Annotated in this window: 20 protein-coding genes; 7 read left to right on the top strand and 13 right to left on the bottom strand. The window is 36.4% G+C overall.

Features of this window, described 5'->3' with window-relative positions:
• The first annotated feature begins 526 nt into the window (after positions 1–526).
• Complete coding sequence (locus tag AC1M36_RS04115) at positions 527–1,036, top strand: DinB family protein (RefSeq protein WP_336450537.1); 510 nt, start codon at positions 527–529, stop codon at positions 1,034–1,036.
• A 125-nt stretch (positions 1,037–1,161) separates the two neighbouring features.
• Here AC1M36_RS04115 and AC1M36_RS04110 read toward each other — a convergent pair whose 3' ends face one another.
• The 3 genes from AC1M36_RS04110 to AC1M36_RS04100 form a co-directional block, all read right to left on the bottom strand.
• Positions 1,162–2,001 carry a metallophosphoesterase gene (locus AC1M36_RS04110; RefSeq protein ID WP_479845675.1) on the bottom strand — a complete coding sequence of 280 codons (840 nt, stop codon included), beginning with the start codon at positions 1,999–2,001 and terminating at the stop codon, positions 1,162–1,164.
• A gap of 322 nt (positions 2,002–2,323) precedes the next feature.
• Positions 2,324–2,557: a hypothetical protein gene (locus AC1M36_RS04105; protein ID WP_336450538.1), complete on the bottom strand. Its 234-nt coding sequence runs from the start codon at positions 2,555–2,557 to the stop codon at positions 2,324–2,326.
• Position 2,558: 1 nt separating this feature from the next.
• A complete protein-coding gene (locus AC1M36_RS04100; RefSeq protein ID WP_336450539.1) occupies positions 2,559–2,855 on the bottom strand; it encodes a DUF3986 family protein in 297 nt (98 codons plus the stop codon).
• A gap of 175 nt (positions 2,856–3,030) precedes the next feature.
• Between AC1M36_RS04100 and AC1M36_RS04095 the strand changes: the two genes are divergently transcribed.
• From AC1M36_RS04095 to AC1M36_RS04085, 3 genes are read left to right on the top strand one after another with little or no spacing between them, the layout of a single operon-like run.
• Positions 3,031–3,981, top strand: coding sequence for an ABC transporter substrate-binding protein (locus AC1M36_RS04095; RefSeq protein WP_420792325.1), 951 nt, complete (start codon positions 3,031–3,033; stop codon positions 3,979–3,981).
• Positions 3,982–3,992: 11 nt separating this feature from the next.
• The gene (locus AC1M36_RS04090; RefSeq protein ID WP_336450541.1) at positions 3,993–4,757 is read left to right on the top strand and encodes an ABC transporter ATP-binding protein; all 765 of its coding nucleotides are present in this window, start codon (positions 3,993–3,995) and stop codon (positions 4,755–4,757) included.
• Positions 4,750–5,556, top strand: a complete 807-nt coding sequence (locus AC1M36_RS04085; RefSeq protein ID WP_336450542.1) for an ABC transporter permease — start codon at positions 4,750–4,752, stop codon at positions 5,554–5,556. Before AC1M36_RS04090 ends, AC1M36_RS04085 begins: the two co-directional genes overlap by 8 nt.
• A gap of 57 nt (positions 5,557–5,613) precedes the next feature.
• Here AC1M36_RS04085 and AC1M36_RS04080 read toward each other — a convergent pair whose 3' ends face one another.
• Positions 5,614–5,841 carry a hypothetical protein gene (locus AC1M36_RS04080; RefSeq protein WP_336450543.1) on the bottom strand — a complete coding sequence of 76 codons (228 nt, stop codon included), beginning with the start codon at positions 5,839–5,841 and terminating at the stop codon, positions 5,614–5,616.
• 170 nt (positions 5,842–6,011) lie between these two features.
• Positions 6,012–7,136: a recombinase family protein gene (locus AC1M36_RS04075; RefSeq protein WP_336450544.1), complete on the bottom strand. Its 1,125-nt coding sequence runs from the start codon at positions 7,134–7,136 to the stop codon at positions 6,012–6,014.
• Positions 7,137–7,396: 260 nt separating this feature from the next.
• Here AC1M36_RS04075 and AC1M36_RS04070 point away from each other — a divergent pair, with 260 nt between their 5' ends.
• Positions 7,397–8,047: an HAD family hydrolase gene (locus AC1M36_RS04070; protein WP_336450636.1), complete on the top strand. Its 651-nt coding sequence runs from the start codon at positions 7,397–7,399 to the stop codon at positions 8,045–8,047.
• Positions 8,048–8,357: 310 nt separating this feature from the next.
• Here AC1M36_RS04070 and AC1M36_RS04065 read toward each other — a convergent pair whose 3' ends face one another.
• The 6 genes from AC1M36_RS04065 to dapA all read right to left on the bottom strand — a co-directional run bounded on the left by AC1M36_RS04065 (position 8,358) and on the right by dapA (position 15,875).
• The gene (locus tag AC1M36_RS04065) at positions 8,358–10,448 is read right to left on the bottom strand and encodes an N-acetylmuramoyl-L-alanine amidase (RefSeq protein ID WP_336450545.1); all 2,091 of its coding nucleotides are present in this window, start codon (positions 10,446–10,448) and stop codon (positions 8,358–8,360) included.
• A gap of 451 nt (positions 10,449–10,899) precedes the next feature.
• On the bottom strand, positions 10,900–11,379 hold the full coding sequence (gene mutTA / locus AC1M36_RS04060) for an antimutator 8-oxo-(dGTP/GTP)ase (protein ID WP_336450546.1): 480 nt from the start codon (positions 11,377–11,379) through the stop codon (positions 10,900–10,902).
• 85 nt (positions 11,380–11,464) lie between these two features.
• Positions 11,465–11,782, bottom strand: coding sequence for an HAD family hydrolase (locus tag AC1M36_RS04055; RefSeq protein ID WP_174100110.1), 318 nt, complete (start codon positions 11,780–11,782; stop codon positions 11,465–11,467).
• A gap of 304 nt (positions 11,783–12,086) precedes the next feature.
• Positions 12,087–13,394, bottom strand: a complete 1,308-nt coding sequence (locus AC1M36_RS04050) for an MFS transporter (protein ID WP_479845613.1) — start codon at positions 13,392–13,394, stop codon at positions 12,087–12,089.
• Positions 13,395–13,474: 80 nt separating this feature from the next.
• Positions 13,475–14,959 (bottom strand): aldehyde dehydrogenase family protein, encoded by a 1,485-nt coding sequence (locus AC1M36_RS04045; protein WP_479845612.1) that lies wholly within the window; start codon positions 14,957–14,959, stop codon positions 13,475–13,477.
• A 19-nt stretch (positions 14,960–14,978) separates the two neighbouring features.
• Positions 14,979–15,875 (bottom strand): 4-hydroxy-tetrahydrodipicolinate synthase, encoded by an 897-nt coding sequence (gene dapA, locus AC1M36_RS04040; RefSeq protein ID WP_336450549.1) that lies wholly within the window; start codon positions 15,873–15,875, stop codon positions 14,979–14,981.
• A 256-nt stretch (positions 15,876–16,131) separates the two neighbouring features.
• Between dapA and AC1M36_RS04035 the strand changes: the two genes are divergently transcribed.
• Positions 16,132–16,689, top strand: coding sequence for a helix-turn-helix domain-containing protein (locus tag AC1M36_RS04035; RefSeq protein ID WP_336450550.1), 558 nt, complete (start codon positions 16,132–16,134; stop codon positions 16,687–16,689).
• An 85-nt stretch (positions 16,690–16,774) separates the two neighbouring features.
• On the opposite strand, the gene luxS is transcribed toward AC1M36_RS04035, so the two are convergent.
• Positions 16,775–17,248 (bottom strand): S-ribosylhomocysteine lyase LuxS, encoded by a 474-nt coding sequence (gene luxS / locus AC1M36_RS04030; protein WP_336450551.1) that lies wholly within the window; start codon positions 17,246–17,248, stop codon positions 16,775–16,777.
• A 326-nt stretch (positions 17,249–17,574) separates the two neighbouring features.
• Between luxS and yidD the strand changes: the two genes are divergently transcribed.
• Complete coding sequence (gene yidD / locus AC1M36_RS04025) at positions 17,575–17,811, top strand: membrane protein insertion efficiency factor YidD (protein ID WP_336450552.1); 237 nt, start codon at positions 17,575–17,577, stop codon at positions 17,809–17,811.
• Here yidD and AC1M36_RS04020 read toward each other — a convergent pair.
• The gene (locus AC1M36_RS04020; protein ID WP_336450553.1) at positions 17,808–18,371 is read right to left on the bottom strand and encodes a beta-class carbonic anhydrase; all 564 of its coding nucleotides are present in this window, start codon (positions 18,369–18,371) and stop codon (positions 17,808–17,810) included. The two genes, yidD and AC1M36_RS04020, sit on opposite strands and share 4 nt — an antisense overlap.
• Positions 18,372–18,538: the final 167 nt, after the last annotated feature.

The following is an 18,538-nucleotide window of genomic DNA, read 5'->3' as shown; positions in this document are numbered from 1 at the left end:
CAATATACAACTCTATCAATTTATCCCTAAAAATATGAGCCCAAGCAAAATATTACAAAACTGTTTAATAAACTCTCTCTTTTTTTATGATTACATACACAGTAACTAAAATTTTATCATGTTATCTAACTACATAAAATAGTTTCATGAATAAACTTTAATGTAAAAAAAGAGGTTATCCTAAAAAATTAATTTCAGGATAACCTCTTTTTTATTAACCGACACTTTGAAATCTATCAATTTGTCCATCTTGTACTCTAACCACAAATAAAAATCTATTCCTATACTTGCTATTTTTCATTAAGATTTATTAATCAAATCCTTTTTAGACCTAGCGCTCATACTCGATATCTATACTTATTAAGCCAATTTTTTAATACCAAAAAAAATCATCTTCAACAATACATATAAAGATTTACATTAATAGGAACTTGAGTTAAAATGAAAAACAAACACAGAACATACGTTCCTGATTTTGTTGTACCCTTATATAATTTTACCCAATATACAAAGGAGGAATTTCAAAGTGTCACCTCTTGCATTACAGCTATACGACTATAACGTATGGGCGAATAAACAAATTTTCAATCGATTAAATGAACTTCCACAGAATATTTATCATAAAAACATTCAAAGTGTTTTTCCCTCTATATCTAACGCATTGGCTCATATTTACCTGTCCGATCTTGGCTGGCTAGATGTTTTCTCTGGAAAAAGTATGAATCATGCGTTGAGATTAGCTGAACAATTGAAAGAACAAACAGAAGCAAAAGGAATCAAGGAAATGGAGGCAATGTTCGCTGAGTTGGCTGAACGATATAAGATATTCCTTAATAAACAAGAAAATATAACAAAGACTCTTATAATTGAACATCCATCTGGTGACCTAATGAAAACTAGCGTCTCTGAATTGGTACCACATGTTGTAAATCACGGAACATATCATCGTGGTAATATCACTGCTATGTTACGACAACTAGGTTACTCTTCTGTTATGACGGATTATGGCTTTTATTTATATTTAAAACAAAAATAGCTTATTTAAATACACCTCCCAGTTTTAGTAAAATAATATGAGAAATGCTATCCTTCTTCTTAAAATATACAAAAAGGATGGCATTTCTTTTAGTGCACATATATTTAATGATTCATTTCATATACTCAAATTCTCCCTGTTCTCTGTAATACAAAAACAGAAAGCTCAGGCTTACTTAAAAACCGGACCGGCATTCTAGTAGTCCCCATACCACGATTCACATACAACTGTAATGGTTTACGCTTTCCTTCTAATGAATAAAGCCCTTCTACATATTTATTTGCTAGTGAAGTAGTAATAATAGGACCTATGAATGGAATCTGGACTTGTCCACCATGACTATGGCCGGATATTTGAAGATCTACTGGATATTCCAATATTTGATCGACAGCATCAGGTTCATGCACTAGTAGCAAGTTAAAATCCTCTACTCTAAGATCCTTCAAGGTTGGATGAATTTTAGGTTTTCCAAGTAAAAAATCATCGAGACCAGAAATAGTAATAGACTCACCATTCGCAGCTTTAATTTTTTTCGTTTCATTATTCAAAACTGTAAAGCCAGCTTTCTCCATATACTCTTTATATAAGTAACTACCTCCACCTCCTCGGTCATGATTACCAAACACAGCATATTTTCCAAGGGGAGCATGAATTTGTGCCAAAATAGTTTGTGAGTACTTTCTTTCTGCAGCATATTCTCCAAATTTATCAATTAAATCTCCTGTAAATGCTACAATATCAGGATTCAATTGATTAATTTTATCCACTAACATTTGTTGTTGTTTATGAGGAAAATTTGGTCCAAAATGTGTGTCTGAGAACTGGACGATCTTCACACCATGAAAACCGTTCGGGATATTTGGATTGTCAATATCATTCCATGTAACTGACAATGCCTTTGTTTCGAAATGAAAAGCATATACGTAAATTGTTATCGGAAGAATGAATAGTATGAGGGAAATCATACCTATTCGTCTCAACCACAATAAGGAAGTACCTTCTTTCTCTTGTTCTAAAGGAGGTACTTCCTCGTTCGAGTTCATTCTATTTGTTTTGGCGTGTTCTAAGTTCGTTTTCATATGTTCACCTCTAAATTCATCTTCATCAAAAGATACGCTTTACATAAAGTTGTAGCATTTCTATGTTACAAACGTATGTCTTTTTGAAAATTGAAGTGAACATGAACAAGCTACTCACATGCATCATGTAGTTCTTCTGTTAAGGGGGAAAATGATAGAATATTTACTACTAATACGATTAGAAGTAGTTTGGATGATTTTATAGATTTTACCTTATGAGAGGAAACAACCAAATTTTCCATATGATACATACAATTAGTATAAATGTATAATCACCAAAATCTAATTTCGGCCCTTTCTTTACATGCATATCTAGCCACATATGCATAAGTTTTACTTCCTTATATTTATGGATATTCTTTTTGGCAAAGCGATAAGAAAGTAACTGTAATATCATACAACCTGCTATAAATATAAGTAACAAAACGAGAAAGTCACTCACCTTATTTTTGTACTACCTTCTCTAATATCCGATGCTCTAAAATCCATTCTTCAAACTTGGCACTTCCAAATTCCCAGCTTAAATCATGGGCCTGTACAGAAAAAACATGATATCCTGAGTACGCATCCATGTATGCGTCTTCCTTTAATTCAACTTGCTGGATCCCATAAAAAGCAAAGTTAAAAAATACATCCCACACATCTTCATATTTTCTTTTATAAGCAATCGATTCCACATCATATTCTTCTCCAAAATAATCAAGATGTAAATGCAGGCTATCATCATATTCATACTTCATTTTTATCACCCCTTATATTTGTACTTCTTTATCATCCAAAAAATTCCTCCTATGTCCACTCACATCTAGGCACTTCTCTACATATTATGGAAATAGATTCATTTCTAGGAGGTGGCACCTATTGAAAAAATTTATAGCTGTTTTTTGTATACTTGTACTCACTGTTTTTACATTTGTGGCGTGTAGTAAAAAAGACAATACGAAGAAGCAGACGCAAAAGATTCGCATCGGTGAAGTTACCCATTCCCTCTTCTATGCCCCGCTCTATGTTGGAATTGAAAAGGGATTTTTTAAAGATGAAGGGTTAGATATTGATTTACAAACGACAGCTGGTGGCGATAAAACGATGACTGCGCTGTTATCTGGTGGAATTGACATTGCACTTGTCGGTTCTGAAACATCCATTTATGTTCACCAACAAGGAGCAAAAGATCCGATTATTAACTTTGCACAACTCACACAAACGGATGGTACATTTTTAGTTTCACGTAAAAAGTTAGACTCCTTTAATTGGAACGATGTGAAGGGCGTTACTTTCCTCGGGCAACGTAAAGGCGGTATGCCGCAAATGGTTGGAGAATACGTTTTGAAGAAAAATGGTATTGATCCGCACAAAGATACAAATTTAATTCAAAATGTTGAGTTTGCGAATATCGCTAATGCCTTCGCATCCGGTACAGGAGAATTTGTCCAGCTGTTTGAACCAACCGCAAGCATTTTTGAAAAGGAAGGAAAGGGTTATATCGTCGCTTCCTTTGGTTCTGAATCTGGAACCGTTCCTTACACAACATTTATGGCAAAAGAAAGCTTTTTAAAGAAAGACAAAGCAGCAGCCGAAAAATTTACGCGCGCATTATATAAAGCACAGCAATGGGTAGATACACATAGTCCAGAAGAAATTGCCGAGACTGTTACACCACTTTTTAAAGATACTTCAAAAGATATTACGGTAAAAGTAATCGAACGCTATAAAAAGCAACATTCGTATGCCACAAACCCATTATTAGATACGGAAGAATGGAAACAACTACAAACAATTATGAAAGAAGCTGGTGAACTACAAAAAGAAATTCCACATGAGGCGCTCGTTAATACAAAAATTGCCGAAAGTGTTATTAAGAAATAGAGGCGAATACAATGGGTTTCTTACAAATATCTCACGTTTCTCAATGTTTTTTTTCAAAGAAAAGTGCCCGGCTCATCCTTGAAGATATTAACTTACAGGTAGACGAAGGAGAATTCATATCCTTTCTCGGTCCAAGTGGCTGTGGTAAAACAACGCTCCTTTCTATTATCGCAGGACTACTAGAGCCAATTGAAGGTAGGGTCTTTGTGGATAATAAACCAGTAATAAAACCCACAGATTCAATGGGGTATATGCTTCAACAAGATTATTTGTTTCCTTGGAAAACAATTGAAGAAAATATTATGCTTGGATTGCATATTACAAAAACATACGGACAAGAAACGAAAGAACATACATTGCAACTTTTAAAGCAAGTAGGCCTGCAAGGCATAGAAAAACAATATCCTTCAGAATTATCCGGTGGTATGCGCCAACGGGCGGCACTCGTTCGTACACTTGCGACAAATCCGAAAATTCTTTTGCTTGACGAACCATTTTCAGCCCTTGATTATCAAACGAAATTAAAATTAGAGAATCTCGTATTTACTTTATTACACAAGTATAAGAAAACTTCCCTTCTCGTCACCCATGACATCGAAGAGGCTATCGCAATGAGTGATCGTATTTACTTACTTCGATCAAACCCTGGCAAAATTGCCAAAATATTTATCGTACCAGAAAGCATTCGCTCTCTACCACCATTAGAGGCAAGACACCACCCTGAGTTTCCAGCTCTTTTTCAAGCCATATGGAAGGAGCTTGAGAACCTTGGATAAAATAAAACAACTACATGAACAGTTTCGAAAAAAAGAGCGCCAGCGCACTTGGATAGTTGCCTCTTTACAATTATTACTTCTTATTCTCTTCTTTGTATTATGGGAAATTTCTAGTAAACAAGAGTGGATTGATCCTTTACTCTTCAGCTCTCCTTCAAGCATTTGGGAACTATTTTTAAGCAAATGGGGAGATGGATCACTTTGGATTCACATATGGACGACATTATTAGAAACAAGTATTGGATTTATTCTCGGGACAGTGCTCGGGACAATTATCGCAACCATCCTTTGGTGGATACCTCTTATCGCTCGTGTATTAGATCCATACCTTGTTGTGTTAAATGCGATGCCGAAAGTAGCACTTGGTCCAATTATTATCGTTATTTTCGGCCCAAATATCTCCTCTTCAATCGCAATGGGCGTCATTATTTCCATCATCATCACCATTCTTGTTATTTACAGTGCATTTCAAGAAGTGGACTCGAATTATGTAAAAGTAATGGATACGTTTGGGGCTAATAAATGGCAAACCTATCAACAAGTTATTTTACCTTCTTCCTTTCCAGCTATCATTTCAACTTTAAAAGTAAACGTTGGATTATCATGGGTTGGTGTTATTTTCGGAGAACTTCTCGTTTCCAAACAAGGGCTCGGTTATTTAATTAGCTATGGATTCCAAGTGTTTAATTTTACACTTGTACTGCTGAGTGTCTTACTGACATGTGTCCTAGCTACTCTGATGTATGTATTTGTTGAAGGATTTGAAAAATTACTTGTAGGGAAAAGAAAAAGAAGCTGACTCCAAATAATCATGATGGAGTCAGCTTCTTTTTTATTGTAAATTGAATTCATATATTTATTGTTGATCACATACTTTTGTATCGTTAACTACAGTGCTTCCTTGAATCGTGACCGTATGAAAACAATCTTTCACACGTACCTTTACAATATTATCTTGTCGATCTATAACATGATACTCATTAAATTGTTTATTTAACGCTGTACGAATTTGCTCTCCCTCGAAAATCGGAAGCCCATGCGACATGACCCAAATAAGACCAGCAATAGCAAGAATGGTTTTCATACGATTTCTACCTCCTTGAGAATAAATTCATTACATCTTTACTATGTATATTCTAATTGTGTCAATTTTGTGACAATTAATCTTTTATACTCTATTCTATTTGAAATTTCTAGTTCCTTCTTCTACGTAAAAAAAGCAACCTAATTATATTTGGGTTGCTTTTGCTACTTTTATTCTTTTAATTGTTGTGAAACCTCATATAATCCAGATAATACTTCAGCTCTCATTTTGACAAGCTCCGGATATTGATAGAAGAATGCTATCTTTTTATATTTCAGTTCTTGTCCCTCCTTCACTTTCTTTGAATCTTGTAAGATGAATGCTGTAAATGTATCAGCAATATCCTCTGCTATATTTGTTGTTCCATACTCAGAAACGAATTGATCATGCTTTTCTTCAAAAAATTGTATTTGCGCCTCTTCATCTGTTTCAATTTGCTTTTCTTTCCATTCACTTTCAATTGGCTTCCAGAAAGAATCATAGAATTTGTTAATATACGAATCTGCTTTCGCGCACCCTTCTTGCAAGAAAAGATTTTTACACTTATTTTGATAGGAAGAAACATCTTTCTCCGCTTCAAATGCCTTTACATACTTTTCATCTACTGGAATTTGTTTATCACTAAGCGTTAATACATGAGCAGTCTCATGTATTAATGTCTTCATTACTTCATCTATATTCACACCTGAATCAAGCGTATCTAAACTTAACACCCAATCTTTCGGATTCTCCATACTAGGAGTTACATGAGCAACAATTCCATCGTATCCATCTGTCACAATATCAAATTCTTTTATATTCTCTCGATACTTAGACGGAATTAACGTACGATAAATTCCCCACAGCGTTTCATGATAATCTCTATCTTCATGCTGCTCAATTATTTCTTCCTTCGCTTCTATATCATCCGCAAACACTTTCTGTAAACGCTTCTTATCTAGTTTTTCAAAATAAGGATCTACGATTTCTTCCTCATTAATATAGTAAGATGCTAAAAAGAAATAGTTTTCATCATCATCTTTCTTCTGTTCTGCTTCTTTCATGTTGTCTTTCTTTCCAGCGTTCTCTTCTGTATTTTCTTCCAAGCCTTTTACATCTTCCTCTGGTTCTTCCAGCTGAGACAGACTGTCCATTTTTTTATATACTTTTTGAACCATAGCATCTCCAAGCTTCGTACATTCATCTTCGGTTTTGCATATATCTTTCGTTTCCGCAACTCTTACCTCTTTACTGCACCCTGCTGTAACACCAATTGCTAAGATAAAACATAATAGCTTTCCACAAACCTTCCTCATATAAACCTCCATTATTCCATTCTACAAAGATATGATACAGTGAAACTTTAATCAGTGGGGGAATTTTTTCATCCCCCACTGATTATTAGCCCTCACCAATCAGGCTTTTACGGGTAGTTTATCTCCCACCTAACTCCCTTGCTTTCACTTAAAATTTAAGGTGGGAGTATTACTGCCCGCAAATAGCGGGTAATCATTTTCTGACAAATATGCGATAATTATTTTTAGGGAGTTTTTTACTTTTTGAGGGGGAATGTATGATGATACGCGCTGCATTATTTGATTTAGATGGAACATTGTTAGATCGACGTCAATCTTTGGAGAGTTTGATTAGCGATCAATATGAACGTTACACAGGGCATTTTACTGAGATAGAAAAAAACGAGTATTGCACTCGTTTCATTCAGCTTGATAATAACGGCTACACTTGGAAGGATAAAGTATATACTACTTTGCTCAACGAATATAACATTACAACTCTAACAGCCGATCAACTCCTGCATGACTACATAACAGAATTCAAAAATCACTGCATTCCTTTTCCAAATATGCATGAATTGCTACAACAACTGCAAAATCAAAATATCGCAATCGGAATTATCACAAATGGCTTTACCGAATTCCAGATGAACAATCTTTGTGCCTTACAGCTACATACTTATACAAATACAATTCTTATTTCGGAAGCAGAAGGCATTAAGAAACCTCATCCAGCTATCTTTGAACGTGCCCTTCAACAATTAAATGTAACAGCGAAGGAATGTATCTATGTTGGAGATCATCCTGAAAATGATGTAATTGGAGCTGAAAATGCCGGCATTACCGCTATTTGGAAGAGGGATTCATTTTGGGAGGGGTTTGAGCATTCTCGTGTGGCTAGAGATTTGCTTGAAGTACTTTTTTTTCTATAAAGTGAAACTTTAATCAGTGGGAGTTTTCTTCATCGCCCACTGATTATTAGCCCTCACCAATCGGGCTTTTACGGGCAGTTTATCTCCCACCTAACTTCTTTGCTTTCACCGAATTTTAAGGTGGGAGTATTACTGCCCGTTAGTGCGGGATAAATAGGTCATCAACCTTAAAAATTCACTTTTCATGTTAGTACAAAGCTAAAGTTATAATAAAAACGCCATCCTTTCCTAATCCTAGAGAAAAAATGACGTTTTTTTATTTTAATAGTGTATTTCTTTTTCCTAACTTAATCGTGATGTTACGCTACCTCTAATTAGAAAAATATTGTAAAGTTCCCTCAAACACTGATTGTGCCAATATATTTTGATATTTGTCAGAAGTCAATTTTACTCTTTCATTCACATTTGATAAAAATCCTGTTTCTACCAATATAGGCGGTGCACTATTATCAGCCTTTAACACACGAAGATCTGGTCGATCTTTTATGCGTCTATCTTTGGCACCTGTATTTTTAATTAAAGCATTCTGTACAGCATTTGCTAAATTAAGTACTTCTTTACTTTTTGGGTGTTCCGAATTATATAATGTTTCAATTCCTTCTGCCACAGTCGTATCAGCTGAGTTTACATGTACACTAACAAAAATATCTGCTTTGTTTTCATTTGAAATATGAACACGATCTTCTAATGGAATAAAAATATCTGTTGCTCGCGTCATCACAACATTTGCACCACTTTGAGCTAGTAAACTCTTTAACTTCAATCCTACTTGCAGGGCAATCGTTTTTTCATATATACTTTCATATAATGTCCCTGAATCATATCCCCCATGACCTGGATCCACTATAATTGTTTTACCAAATATGACTGGGTTTTCTATCCAAACACCATTTGTGTCAAAATAGTATACCTTACCATTCTCTTCTAACCATCCGATTTTCATTGCCCCATTGCCTTGCAGGTAATACCATGTTGCGTCTTCCTGTAGCCAACCTGTTTTCATCGCTCCATTGCCTTGCAGATAGTACCAAGTTGTTCCTTCCTGTAGCCAACCTGTTTTCATTGCTCCATTGCCTTGCAGATAGTACCAAGTTGTTCCTTCCTGTAGCCAACCTGTTTTCATTGCTCCATTGCCTTGCAGGTAATACCATGTTGCGCCTTCCTGCAACCACCCTGTTTTCATTACTCCGTTACTTCCTAGATAGTACCAAGCAGCTCCTTCTTGCAACCAGCCTATTTTCATCTCACCATCGCTTTCGAAGTAGTACCAAGTTGTTCCTTTCTGTAGCCAGCCTGTTTTCGCTGCTCCATCGCTTTCTAAATAATACTTTTTGTCCCCAAGCTGCAGCCAGCCTGTTTTCATTGCTCCATCGCTTTCGAAGTAATATTTTTTATCCCCAAGCTGCAGCCAGCCTGTTTTCATTGCTCCATTACTTTCGAAGTAATATTTTTTATCCCCGAGCTGTAGCCAGCCTATTTTCGCTGCTCCATCGCCTTCTAAATAATATTTTTTATCCCCGAGCTGCAGCCAGCCTGTTTTCATTGCTCCATCGCTTTCGAAGTAATATTTTTTATCTCCAAGCTGCAGCCAATCTGTTCTCATCGCTCCATTACTTTCGAAATAATATTTTCTATCTCCAAGCTGCAGCCAGCCTGTTTTCATTGCTCCGCTACTTTGCAGGTAATACCACGTTGTTCCTTCTTGTAGCCAGCCTGTTTTCATTGCTCCGCTACTTTGCAGGTAATACCACGTTGTCCCTTCTTGTAGCCAACCTGTTTTCATTGCTCCGCTACTTTGCAGGTAATACCACGTTGTTCCTTCTTGCAACCAACCTGTTTTCATTACTCCATCTTTTTGCAAATAATACCATGTTGTTCCTTCTTGCAGCCACCCTGTTTTCCTTGTACCATCTGGCTGAATATAATACCACTTATTATCTATATTTACCCAACCTCTTTGTGTTTTAGGTGCTTCTTGTACTGTTTTAACATTCACCTGGTTTATTTCACTAGTAACTAGTGGTTGTTCATTTTTTACATTCGTCTCATTCATTTTTATTTCGCTAGCATCTAGCGATTGTTCACTTTTTACATTCGTCTCATTCGTTTTTATTTCGCCAGCATCTAGCGATTGTTCACTTTTTACATTCGTCTCATTCGTTTTTATTTCACTAGTATCTAGTGATTGTTCACTTTTTACACTCGCTGTACCTTCATCTTCAGACTTTCTTGTTATGCTTGTCTGCACTTCCTTTGGTTCTTGCTGTTTAGATTGTTCTCGTTGCTCAGTGCTAGTTGTTTGTTCCGAAGGTAGCTGTTCATTTTCTGTTTCTGCCAAAGTTTGCATCGGGCTAAACACATAGCCTAATGTTAAAACAGCTACTACAGTCTTTTTCAACATGTGCAGTTCACCTTTCCTTACTTGATTGATTTAAAAATAAAAAATCTAATTCTAGTAAGATAATAAAAGACTCAACATTTTTATTCTATAAAAATAGTAAATAAAAAAAGCAGCCCTCAAACATTTTAAGACCCTATGTAGTGCGATATGACTACATAGGGCCTTTTAGTTTAGAGATTGCCATAAGTCAAGTCCTCAAAATCTACCATAATTAGGTATTACTATACAACTAATTTCCACAATTCAATTTAATTATAATGCTATAATATCAATATTCTAAATGCAATTAAAAAGATGAATATTCCTTTTTGAGTTTTTTGTTTCTATCTCATTTAACACTTCATACAATCCTTTCCACGAATATACATTGGTAGCATTATATTACAAATACTTCACTGGAATATATACCGAAATAAGTATAATTTTAATAACAAAAAAGAACTCGGCTCCTTTACTTCGTAAAACAGCCGAGTTCTTCTATATGTTTCATCGTACGCGCTAGTACATCATCGCGCATAATAAAGCTAAATTTTCTATCAGTTTTAATATTATCAGGAATGTTTTTTAATAGAACAGACCCTTTTGTCTCTTCGTAGTGCGTATGTTGTTCTACTGCACTAATTGTTGCGAAATAAATGTTTTTAATGATTATTTTGTCTTTTCCAGATACTTTATATTGTCCTAAGTAAGTTAATTCAGAAACAATGCCGCCGGTTTCTTCATGAACTTCCCTGACTGCCGCTTCTTCCGGTGTCTCCCCAATTTCTACTTTACCACCTGGAAATTCAAGACCGCGACGTAAATGATGCGTTAATAACCATTGATCCCCGTACCGGCATACAACCCAAACATGCTTTGGCTCAGGAGAAAATGGGTAACGTTCAAACGATAATTGTACAGTGTTGTGGTAATAATCTTTAAATTTGTACATGCCATTACTCCCCTATAGATGGTTACAAGTTTTTCCTACCACAAATTGTAGCACAATTCGCATTCATATGCATAATGTTATCCAACTATAATCCATTGATTATTCCCATTTGCGCGACTAATTCTTTCGTTTCATGATTGCCTAAATCATAAATCATCTGATATGCTTTCTGCAGCTCAGCATCATATCGATCATTATTTGAGTCATGATGATACTCAACATATGGAACGTGAGAACGTACAAAAGAGCCCAAGTCCTCGCGGTATGCTTGATCGAAATACTCCCGAAGCTGAATAATTTCCTCATCATTTGCCTGAATTTCAAAGCTATATGTATCTGCCGTTTTCACTTGCGAAATCTGTCCATTTCCTACTGATATATAATAAGTTTTCTTGTTCTCCATATAACACCCTTCTTTCACCCTTTTAATTTCTAGTGTTTTCAACAATTACAAATTTATGTAAAACGAAGTTTCGTTTAATGATAAAATGGAGAAAAGGAGGGTTCTATTTGAGTGAACTACCCACCACTTAACGACCTTACAGTCTGTTTGAAGCGGGGGCTTCAAACAGACTTTCTCTTTTATTGCTCCTTCATCCCCCACCTACTCGCTGGGCCACGCCCTTCTCGCTCCTTGAGGAAGGGGACTTCTTTTCGGAAAATATGTTAAAGAAGGGATAAGTTTTTTTTCATCTGTTAGCAGGAACTCACCTAACCTCAATTGGCCTTCTCACAATAAACCAATAACAAAGCGCCCCGCATCCAGCAATGATTCCACCAGAGATAAACGCTAATGCGTAAGAACCCGTTGTATCAACAATCATTCCAGCAACAACAGGAGAGAATGCTCCACCAAAGTACCCACCAAAACTTTGAATCGAACTCACAGAGGCTACGGAAGATGCAGGAGCTACATCACCAGCAAGTGCCCAAGCCCCACCTGTAATAGAAGAAATAAAGCAGATAGCTAACGTCATGAGTGCAACTGTAGATACAATATCATGTACAAATGGCAGAATGATGAGGACGATTGCTGTTAAAACTGCACTAATGCTAATTAACATACGTTTTGAATTAATAGGTGAAGCCATTCCTTTATCCACCATTTTTTTAGTAAGATAGCCACCAAATATATTTCCAAACACCCCTCCAAAGTAAGGAATACTCGCATAAATTCCTAGTTCTGTTAAAGAAATATGATAGGATTCGACCAAGTATAATGGTAAAAATACGAGAAAGATATTCCAGCTCCAAATGGTACAAAAATACCCTAGAATAAGCCCCCACATCGTACGATACGTAAATAGTTTCCCCCATTTAATTTTTCCCTTTTGATTTACCTCTGATTCTTCTATACTGTCAGATTGAATATAATCTAATTCTTCTTTTGAAAGTTTACGACTTTTCTTCGGTTCGTGATAAAACATAAGAAATATAATACCGAAAATAATCCCAATTAATCCTGTTACAAAAAAGAGGCCGCGCCAGCCAAATGTCACCATGAAAAAAATAAGAATCGGCGGTGAGATAGCTGGTCCCCATTTTGAAGCTGAATCCCAAATTCCGGTCGCCAGTCCCCTTTCCTTCTTCGGAAACCATTCAGAAGTAATTTTTGCTCCCGTTGGCCAACAGGGTGCTTCTCCTATCCCGAGTAAAATACGCGCGATAATAAACATGAAAAAACTATTGAGAATACCTGTTAAAGCAGTGGCTACACTCCATAACATAATAGCAATAAAATAAATTCTTTTTGCTCCGTATTTATCAATAAGCCAACCAGCTGGCAGTTGTATCGTTGCATATACCCAAGCAAATATCGTACCTAATAGGCCAATCTGTGTTTTTGTGAAATCTAAATCTTTCATAATTTCGGGAGTAGCAATTGATAAATTCGTGCGATCTAAATAATTAATAATCCCACCTGCCAAAAGCCAAAAAACAACAGTCCATCTAAACTTTTTTGTTGTGTCAGCTGGATGCACATCTAGTTTTGGATTTATTCCCCTCTCCATCATTCAGCCTCCCTTTTTGAACAAAAAACAGACATATATTTTTGTATAGAAAAAGGATATGGTATCCATATCCTTCTCTCAAACTACTCCAAACTCACCCAAATACTCTTCACTTCTGTATAATTATCAAGCGCATACGAACCCATTTCACGGCCAATACCAGATTGTTTATATCCTCCAAATGGCGATGCAGCATTTTCTAAGTTATAACTATTAATCCACACTGTACCTGCTTTTAATTGGTTTGCAACTTGATGTGCTGTTTTTACATTTTCCGTCCATACGCCAGCTGCTAGTCCGTACGGTGTATGATTTGCTCGTTCAATGACTTCTTCTATCTCATCAAAAGGGAAAATAGAAACAACTGGTCCAAAGATTTCTTCTTGCGCAATTTTCATATTATCGGTTACATCTGCAAATACAGTTGGCGCTACAAAATACCCTTTTTCAAATTCCTTCACGCCGCCCGCTACCAGTTTTGCACCTTCTTCTATGCCGCTCTTAATGTAAGCCAGTACGCGTTCTTGTTGCTTCTTCGATACGAGCGGTCCCATTTCTACTTCAGGGTCTAATCCGTGCCCTAACTTCACTTCATTCGCCATTTCCCCTAATTCTTGAACAACTTGTTCATAATGCTTACGATGAACAAATACACGCGAACCTGCACTACAGTTTTGCCCATGGTTATACATAATGCCGTTGAATGCCCCAGGGATTGCTTTAGAAAGATCGGCATCTTCTAAAATAATGTTCGGTGATTTCCCGCCAAGCTCTAATGTGACGTGCTTTGTCGTTTCAGCCGCTTTACGCATAATCCCTTTTCCAATCACAGTTGATCCTGTGAAAGCAACTTTATCGATATCCGGATGATTCACAATTGCTTCACCAGCACCTTCGCCAAATCCTGGAACGAAATTGACTACGCCATCTGGGAATCCAGCTTCTTTAAATAACTGCGCTGTATATAGAAGAGAGAGCGGTGTTTGCTCTGCTGGCTTTAGAACAATTGTGCACCCTGTCGCAAGTGCCGCCCCTAACTTCCATGCAGCCATTAATAATGGAAAGTTCCACGGAATAATTTGCCCAACAACGCCAATCGGTTCATGGCGTGTATAGTTCAAATATTCCGGTGAAATGGGGATTGTTTGCCCAAGAATCTTTGTCGCCCATCCTGCATAATAACGGAAATGATCAACCGTACCTGCAATATCATCTTCAAGCGCCTGTTTATACGGCTTTCCATTGTCTAATGCCTCAAGTTGCGCTAACTCTTCTTTATTTTCATCAATTAAATCTGCAAGTTTGTAAATGAAATGGGCCCTTTCTGCTACACTTATTTTTGACCAATCTCCTTCTTCAAACGCTTTGCGTGCAGCTTTCACTGCGAGATTTACATCTTCTTCTCCTGCCTCACTTACGACAGCAAGCACTTCCTCTGTCGCTGGATTCCAAACGTCAAATGTTTTTCCACTCACTGCCGGAACAAACTTTCCATCGATGAATAGTTCCTTTTTTTCATCTAGAAACGCTTGAACTTTCGATTTTAAATCTTGATTTGCCGTTAGCATACTCCTCTCTCCCTTCTTTTTATTTTTGCAATGTTAATAGACTTTCTAAAATCCCTTGTAACTTTTGATCTTCTTCCTCTGTTAATGGCAGGCGTGGTTTACGAGATGGACCACCAGCTTGCCCTTTTAAATCCATGACCCTCTTAATGATTTGAACATATTTCCCAGACTCTTCAATAAAGCTACAGAGCGGTAAAATTTTATCGTATAACTCCCACGCTTGCTCTAGTTCCTTATTTTGCACTGCATCAAATAATTCCGTTACAAGTTTTGGCACCGCATTACCCGCAACTGAAATCCAGCCTGTTGCCCCAACTAAAAAGGATTCTAATACTAAATCATCCGCACCGCAGAATGTTTCAATATCCCCTTTTCCTTTTCTCGTAATATCACGCACTTTACGAATATCACCGCTCGATTCTTTTACATGCGTAATATTTTCTACATCACGACCGACGCGTAGAATCGTTTCTGTACTAATATCCACGCCCGATGTAAATGGATTATTATAAATCATGATTGGAAACTGAACAGATTCCGCTACTGCTTTAAAGTGTTCGTAAATCTCTTCTTCTTTCGGATGGGCGTAGTATGAATTAATGAGTAATGCACCGCTTGCTCCAGCTCTTTCTGCTTGCTTTGTATATTCAATCGCTTCTTTTGTCGTTTCAGCCGCCGTTCCAACAAGAAGCGGAATACGTCCGTTAATTTGTTCCACCGCTGTTTCCACAACTTTGAAACGTTCTTCCTTTGTTAAACTAACGAACTCTCCTGTACTTCCATTCACAACTAAACCAGCTACTCCTTCACTGATAAAATGCTCAATATTTTTCTTTAAGCCTTCCCAATTAACCTCTTCATTCTGGTTCATCGGTGTAATAATAACTGGATATGCCCCTTTAAATGTTTGATACATGTTTCTTCCTCCCATCACTAAATTTAACTAAACGTGAAATAAATTGAAGTGGCACTTCAATTTATTTCGTAAAAAAAACGAATTTCATATCATCTATACACTTACGGTCATTATAATGCAGAGGAAATAGATTTACAACATATTAATATAATTTTCTGAATTTTTATTTAATGACAATTTGCAAAACTCAAAACTTTCCTTTACACTTTTTTCATAAGAAAAATTCTATCTAATATATTAGTCGAGGGATTATCATATGGACGAAAATATCGGAAACAAAATTAAAGCGCTACGCTTAGAAAAAAGAATGACATTAAAACAAGTCTCTGAAAAAACAGATCTATCTATCAGTTTTATCTCTCAAGTAGAGCGTTCGAAATCTTCTATTACACTAGAATCATTGAAAAAAATATCAGAAGCACTTCATGTCAGCCAAAGTTATTTTTTTACAGCTGAGCAAAAAACAAATACAAGTATCATACGCCGCAGGCAGCAAAATGAAGAACATGTAAATTACTCTCATTTTATTTACACGAACCTTTCTGGAAGTGTTTCAAATCCACATTTTGAGCCAATTTTAGTGACACTTCATCCTGGTGAAAAAAAAGGGAATCCGTATTCTCACAACGGGCAAGAATTCGTGTTTGTATTAGAAGGTGTACTCACCATTCTATTAGAAAACGAGGAGCATGATCTACATCCTGGCGACAGCATTCATATGGAATCTGCTACACCACATAATTGGTTTAATCATACAGAAAAGCTGGCTAAGTTTTTATTTGTAAGCTCACCTCCGATGTTCTTTCAGAAATAACTTTTTCGTCACATATATCGACCATTCGATATGACATACCCAAGAACTAAAAAAGCTGCCTTTTCACAGGCAGCTTCCTCATTTTTTATCCGAATACTTTTTCAAGATCCTCTTTATCTTGGCTTAACCAGAAATTCATTAAGCGTTTTGCCCCTTCTAAATCATGAAGCTTCGCTTGACCACACTGCGTTTCGTTTGCAGCTGGAATTTCTGTAATTTGAACCGCATCTTGTAATGTAAGTTCTAATAAATCAATGATTTCACGAACAGTTGGTGTCCCGCTTACCACAAGATAATATCCTGTTTGACAACCCATTGGTGAAATATCGATAATATCAAAATGCGGATAACGATCAATATATTTACGTAAATTAAATGCTAATAAATGTTCTAACGTATGAATGACATCTGGTTTCATTGCTTGTTTATTTGGTTGGCAAAAACGAATATCGAATTTATTCACAATACCGTCGCTACCTACTTTATGAACACCACAATGTCTTACATAAGGTGCTTTTACAATCGTATGGTCTAATTCAAAGCTTTCTACTGATGGCATACAACATCTCTCCCGCTTTAATTTTAATTCCGTTATATCCAATATGATATAACGGAAATCCGAATTAGTAAAGTAATATATAAATCCAAGTTAAAAAACGAAGAACATCAAACCATTCTTTTCAGATGAGAGAGAGCATCCGGTCATGCATAGAAGCGGTCAGTGCCTTTTTTCGCCCCATGCCGTGTGAAAACAAAAAGAGGAAATAAATGGAGAATTATTTTTACTTTCATAGCCGCAGCTCATATGTCGAAAAATCAAAATGGATTTATATATAGAGCCCTCATGCTATAATACTAGAAGAATATGCTGGAAGGGAGACCATTATGAAACAGATTTTTATCGGAATCATACGCTTTTATCAAAAATTTATTTCTCCGATGACACCACCTACATGTCGCTTTTATCCATCATGCTCTCATTATGGATTAGAGGCGTTTCAAAAACACGGTGCTTTCAAAGGATTCTGGCTCACACTAATACGTATATTAAAATGTCATCCTTTTCATCCAGGAGGATTTGATCCAGTCCCAGATAAAAAGGATGACAAAGTAAAACCTTAAGCTTCGTAGCCGTTCACAACTAAATCTAATTTTCCTGTATCAGGGTGAATGACAAGCCCATGAACCGGTACTTCTTCTGGAAGTAATGGATGGTTACGAAGTACAGAAACGCTATGCTCTACACTTTCTTCCACACTAGAGAATCCTTGTAAAAATTTATCTAAATCAATTCCAGAATATTGAAGTGTATCTAAGTTGGCTTCTGTCACACCGCGCTCTTTCATTTTTTCAATTGTACTGCTTGCCTGTATTTTTGCCATACCACAGTCATGATGGCCAACAACGCATATTTCATCTGCGCCAAGTTCATATACAGCAACTAATACACTGCGCACAATACTTCCAAATGGATGCGAAATAACAGCGCCCGCTACTTTAATAATTTTCACATCACCGTTACGCATATTCATCGCTTTTGGTAATAGTTCAACAAGACGTGTATCCATGCAAGAAATGATTACCATCTTTTTGTTTGGAAATTTCCCCGCCTCATACTCTTCATATTTTTTCTCTGCAACAAATTTTTCATTGTACTGCAAAATCTCTTCTAATGACTTCATAGTAAAAAACCTCTTTTCTTTCATTTCCACTACATACTTAGTTTACCAAAATCTAAAAAATCCCAAAAGGATATTACTTTATTGCAAATATACAATTTTCCAGATAATCGACATAATTCTTTCATAATATCCACACACCTCTGTAACAACTCTTCTCTACTTTGCTC

It is taken from the genome of Bacillus sp. Medicinal_06 (genome assembly GCF_056711665.1).
The sequence above is the reverse complement of the archived record's forward strand: the minus strand, read 5'-3'. Positions and strand labels throughout refer to the sequence as shown.

Bases quoted from the DNA above. Each gene is read 5' to 3' on its own strand.
- AC1M36_RS04110 (WP_479845675.1), bottom strand. From the start codon at position 2,001: ATGATTTCCCTCATACTATTCATTCTTCCGATAACAATTTACGTATAT.
- AC1M36_RS04100 (WP_336450539.1), bottom strand. From the start codon at position 2,855: ATGAAGTATGAATATGATGATAGCCTGCATTTACATCTTGATTATTTT.
- AC1M36_RS04090 (WP_336450541.1), top strand. From the start codon at position 3,993: ATGGGTTTCTTACAAATATCTCACGTTTCTCAATGTTTTTTTTCAAAG.
- AC1M36_RS04080 (WP_336450543.1), bottom strand. From the start codon at position 5,841: ATGAAAACCATTCTTGCTATTGCTGGTCTTATTTGGGTCATGTCGCAT.
- AC1M36_RS04075 (WP_336450544.1), bottom strand. From the start codon at position 7,136: ATGAGGAAGGTTTGTGGAAAGCTATTATGTTTTATCTTAGCAATTGGT.
- AC1M36_RS04070 (WP_336450636.1), top strand. From the start codon at position 7,397: ATGATACGCGCTGCATTATTTGATTTAGATGGAACATTGTTAGATCGA.
- AC1M36_RS04065 (WP_336450545.1), bottom strand. From the start codon at position 10,448: ATGTTGAAAAAGACTGTAGTAGCTGTTTTAACATTAGGCTATGTGTTT.
- mutTA (WP_336450546.1), bottom strand. From the start codon at position 11,379: ATGTACAAATTTAAAGATTATTACCACAACACTGTACAATTATCGTTT.
- AC1M36_RS04055 (WP_174100110.1), bottom strand. From the start codon at position 11,782: ATGGAGAACAAGAAAACTTATTATATATCAGTAGGAAATGGACAGATT.
- AC1M36_RS04050 (WP_479845613.1), bottom strand. From the start codon at position 13,394: ATGATGGAGAGGGGAATAAATCCAAAACTAGATGTGCATCCAGCTGAC.
- AC1M36_RS04045 (WP_479845612.1), bottom strand. From the start codon at position 14,959: ATGCTAACGGCAAATCAAGATTTAAAATCGAAAGTTCAAGCGTTTCTA.
- dapA (WP_336450549.1), bottom strand. From the start codon at position 15,875: ATGTATCAAACATTTAAAGGGGCATATCCAGTTATTATTACACCGATG.
- AC1M36_RS04035 (WP_336450550.1), top strand. From the start codon at position 16,132: ATGGACGAAAATATCGGAAACAAAATTAAAGCGCTACGCTTAGAAAAA.
- luxS (WP_336450551.1), bottom strand. From the start codon at position 17,248: ATGCCATCAGTAGAAAGCTTTGAATTAGACCATACGATTGTAAAAGCA.
- yidD (WP_336450552.1), top strand. From the start codon at position 17,575: ATGAAACAGATTTTTATCGGAATCATACGCTTTTATCAAAAATTTATT.
- AC1M36_RS04020 (WP_336450553.1), bottom strand. From the start codon at position 18,371: ATGAAGTCATTAGAAGAGATTTTGCAGTACAATGAAAAATTTGTTGCA.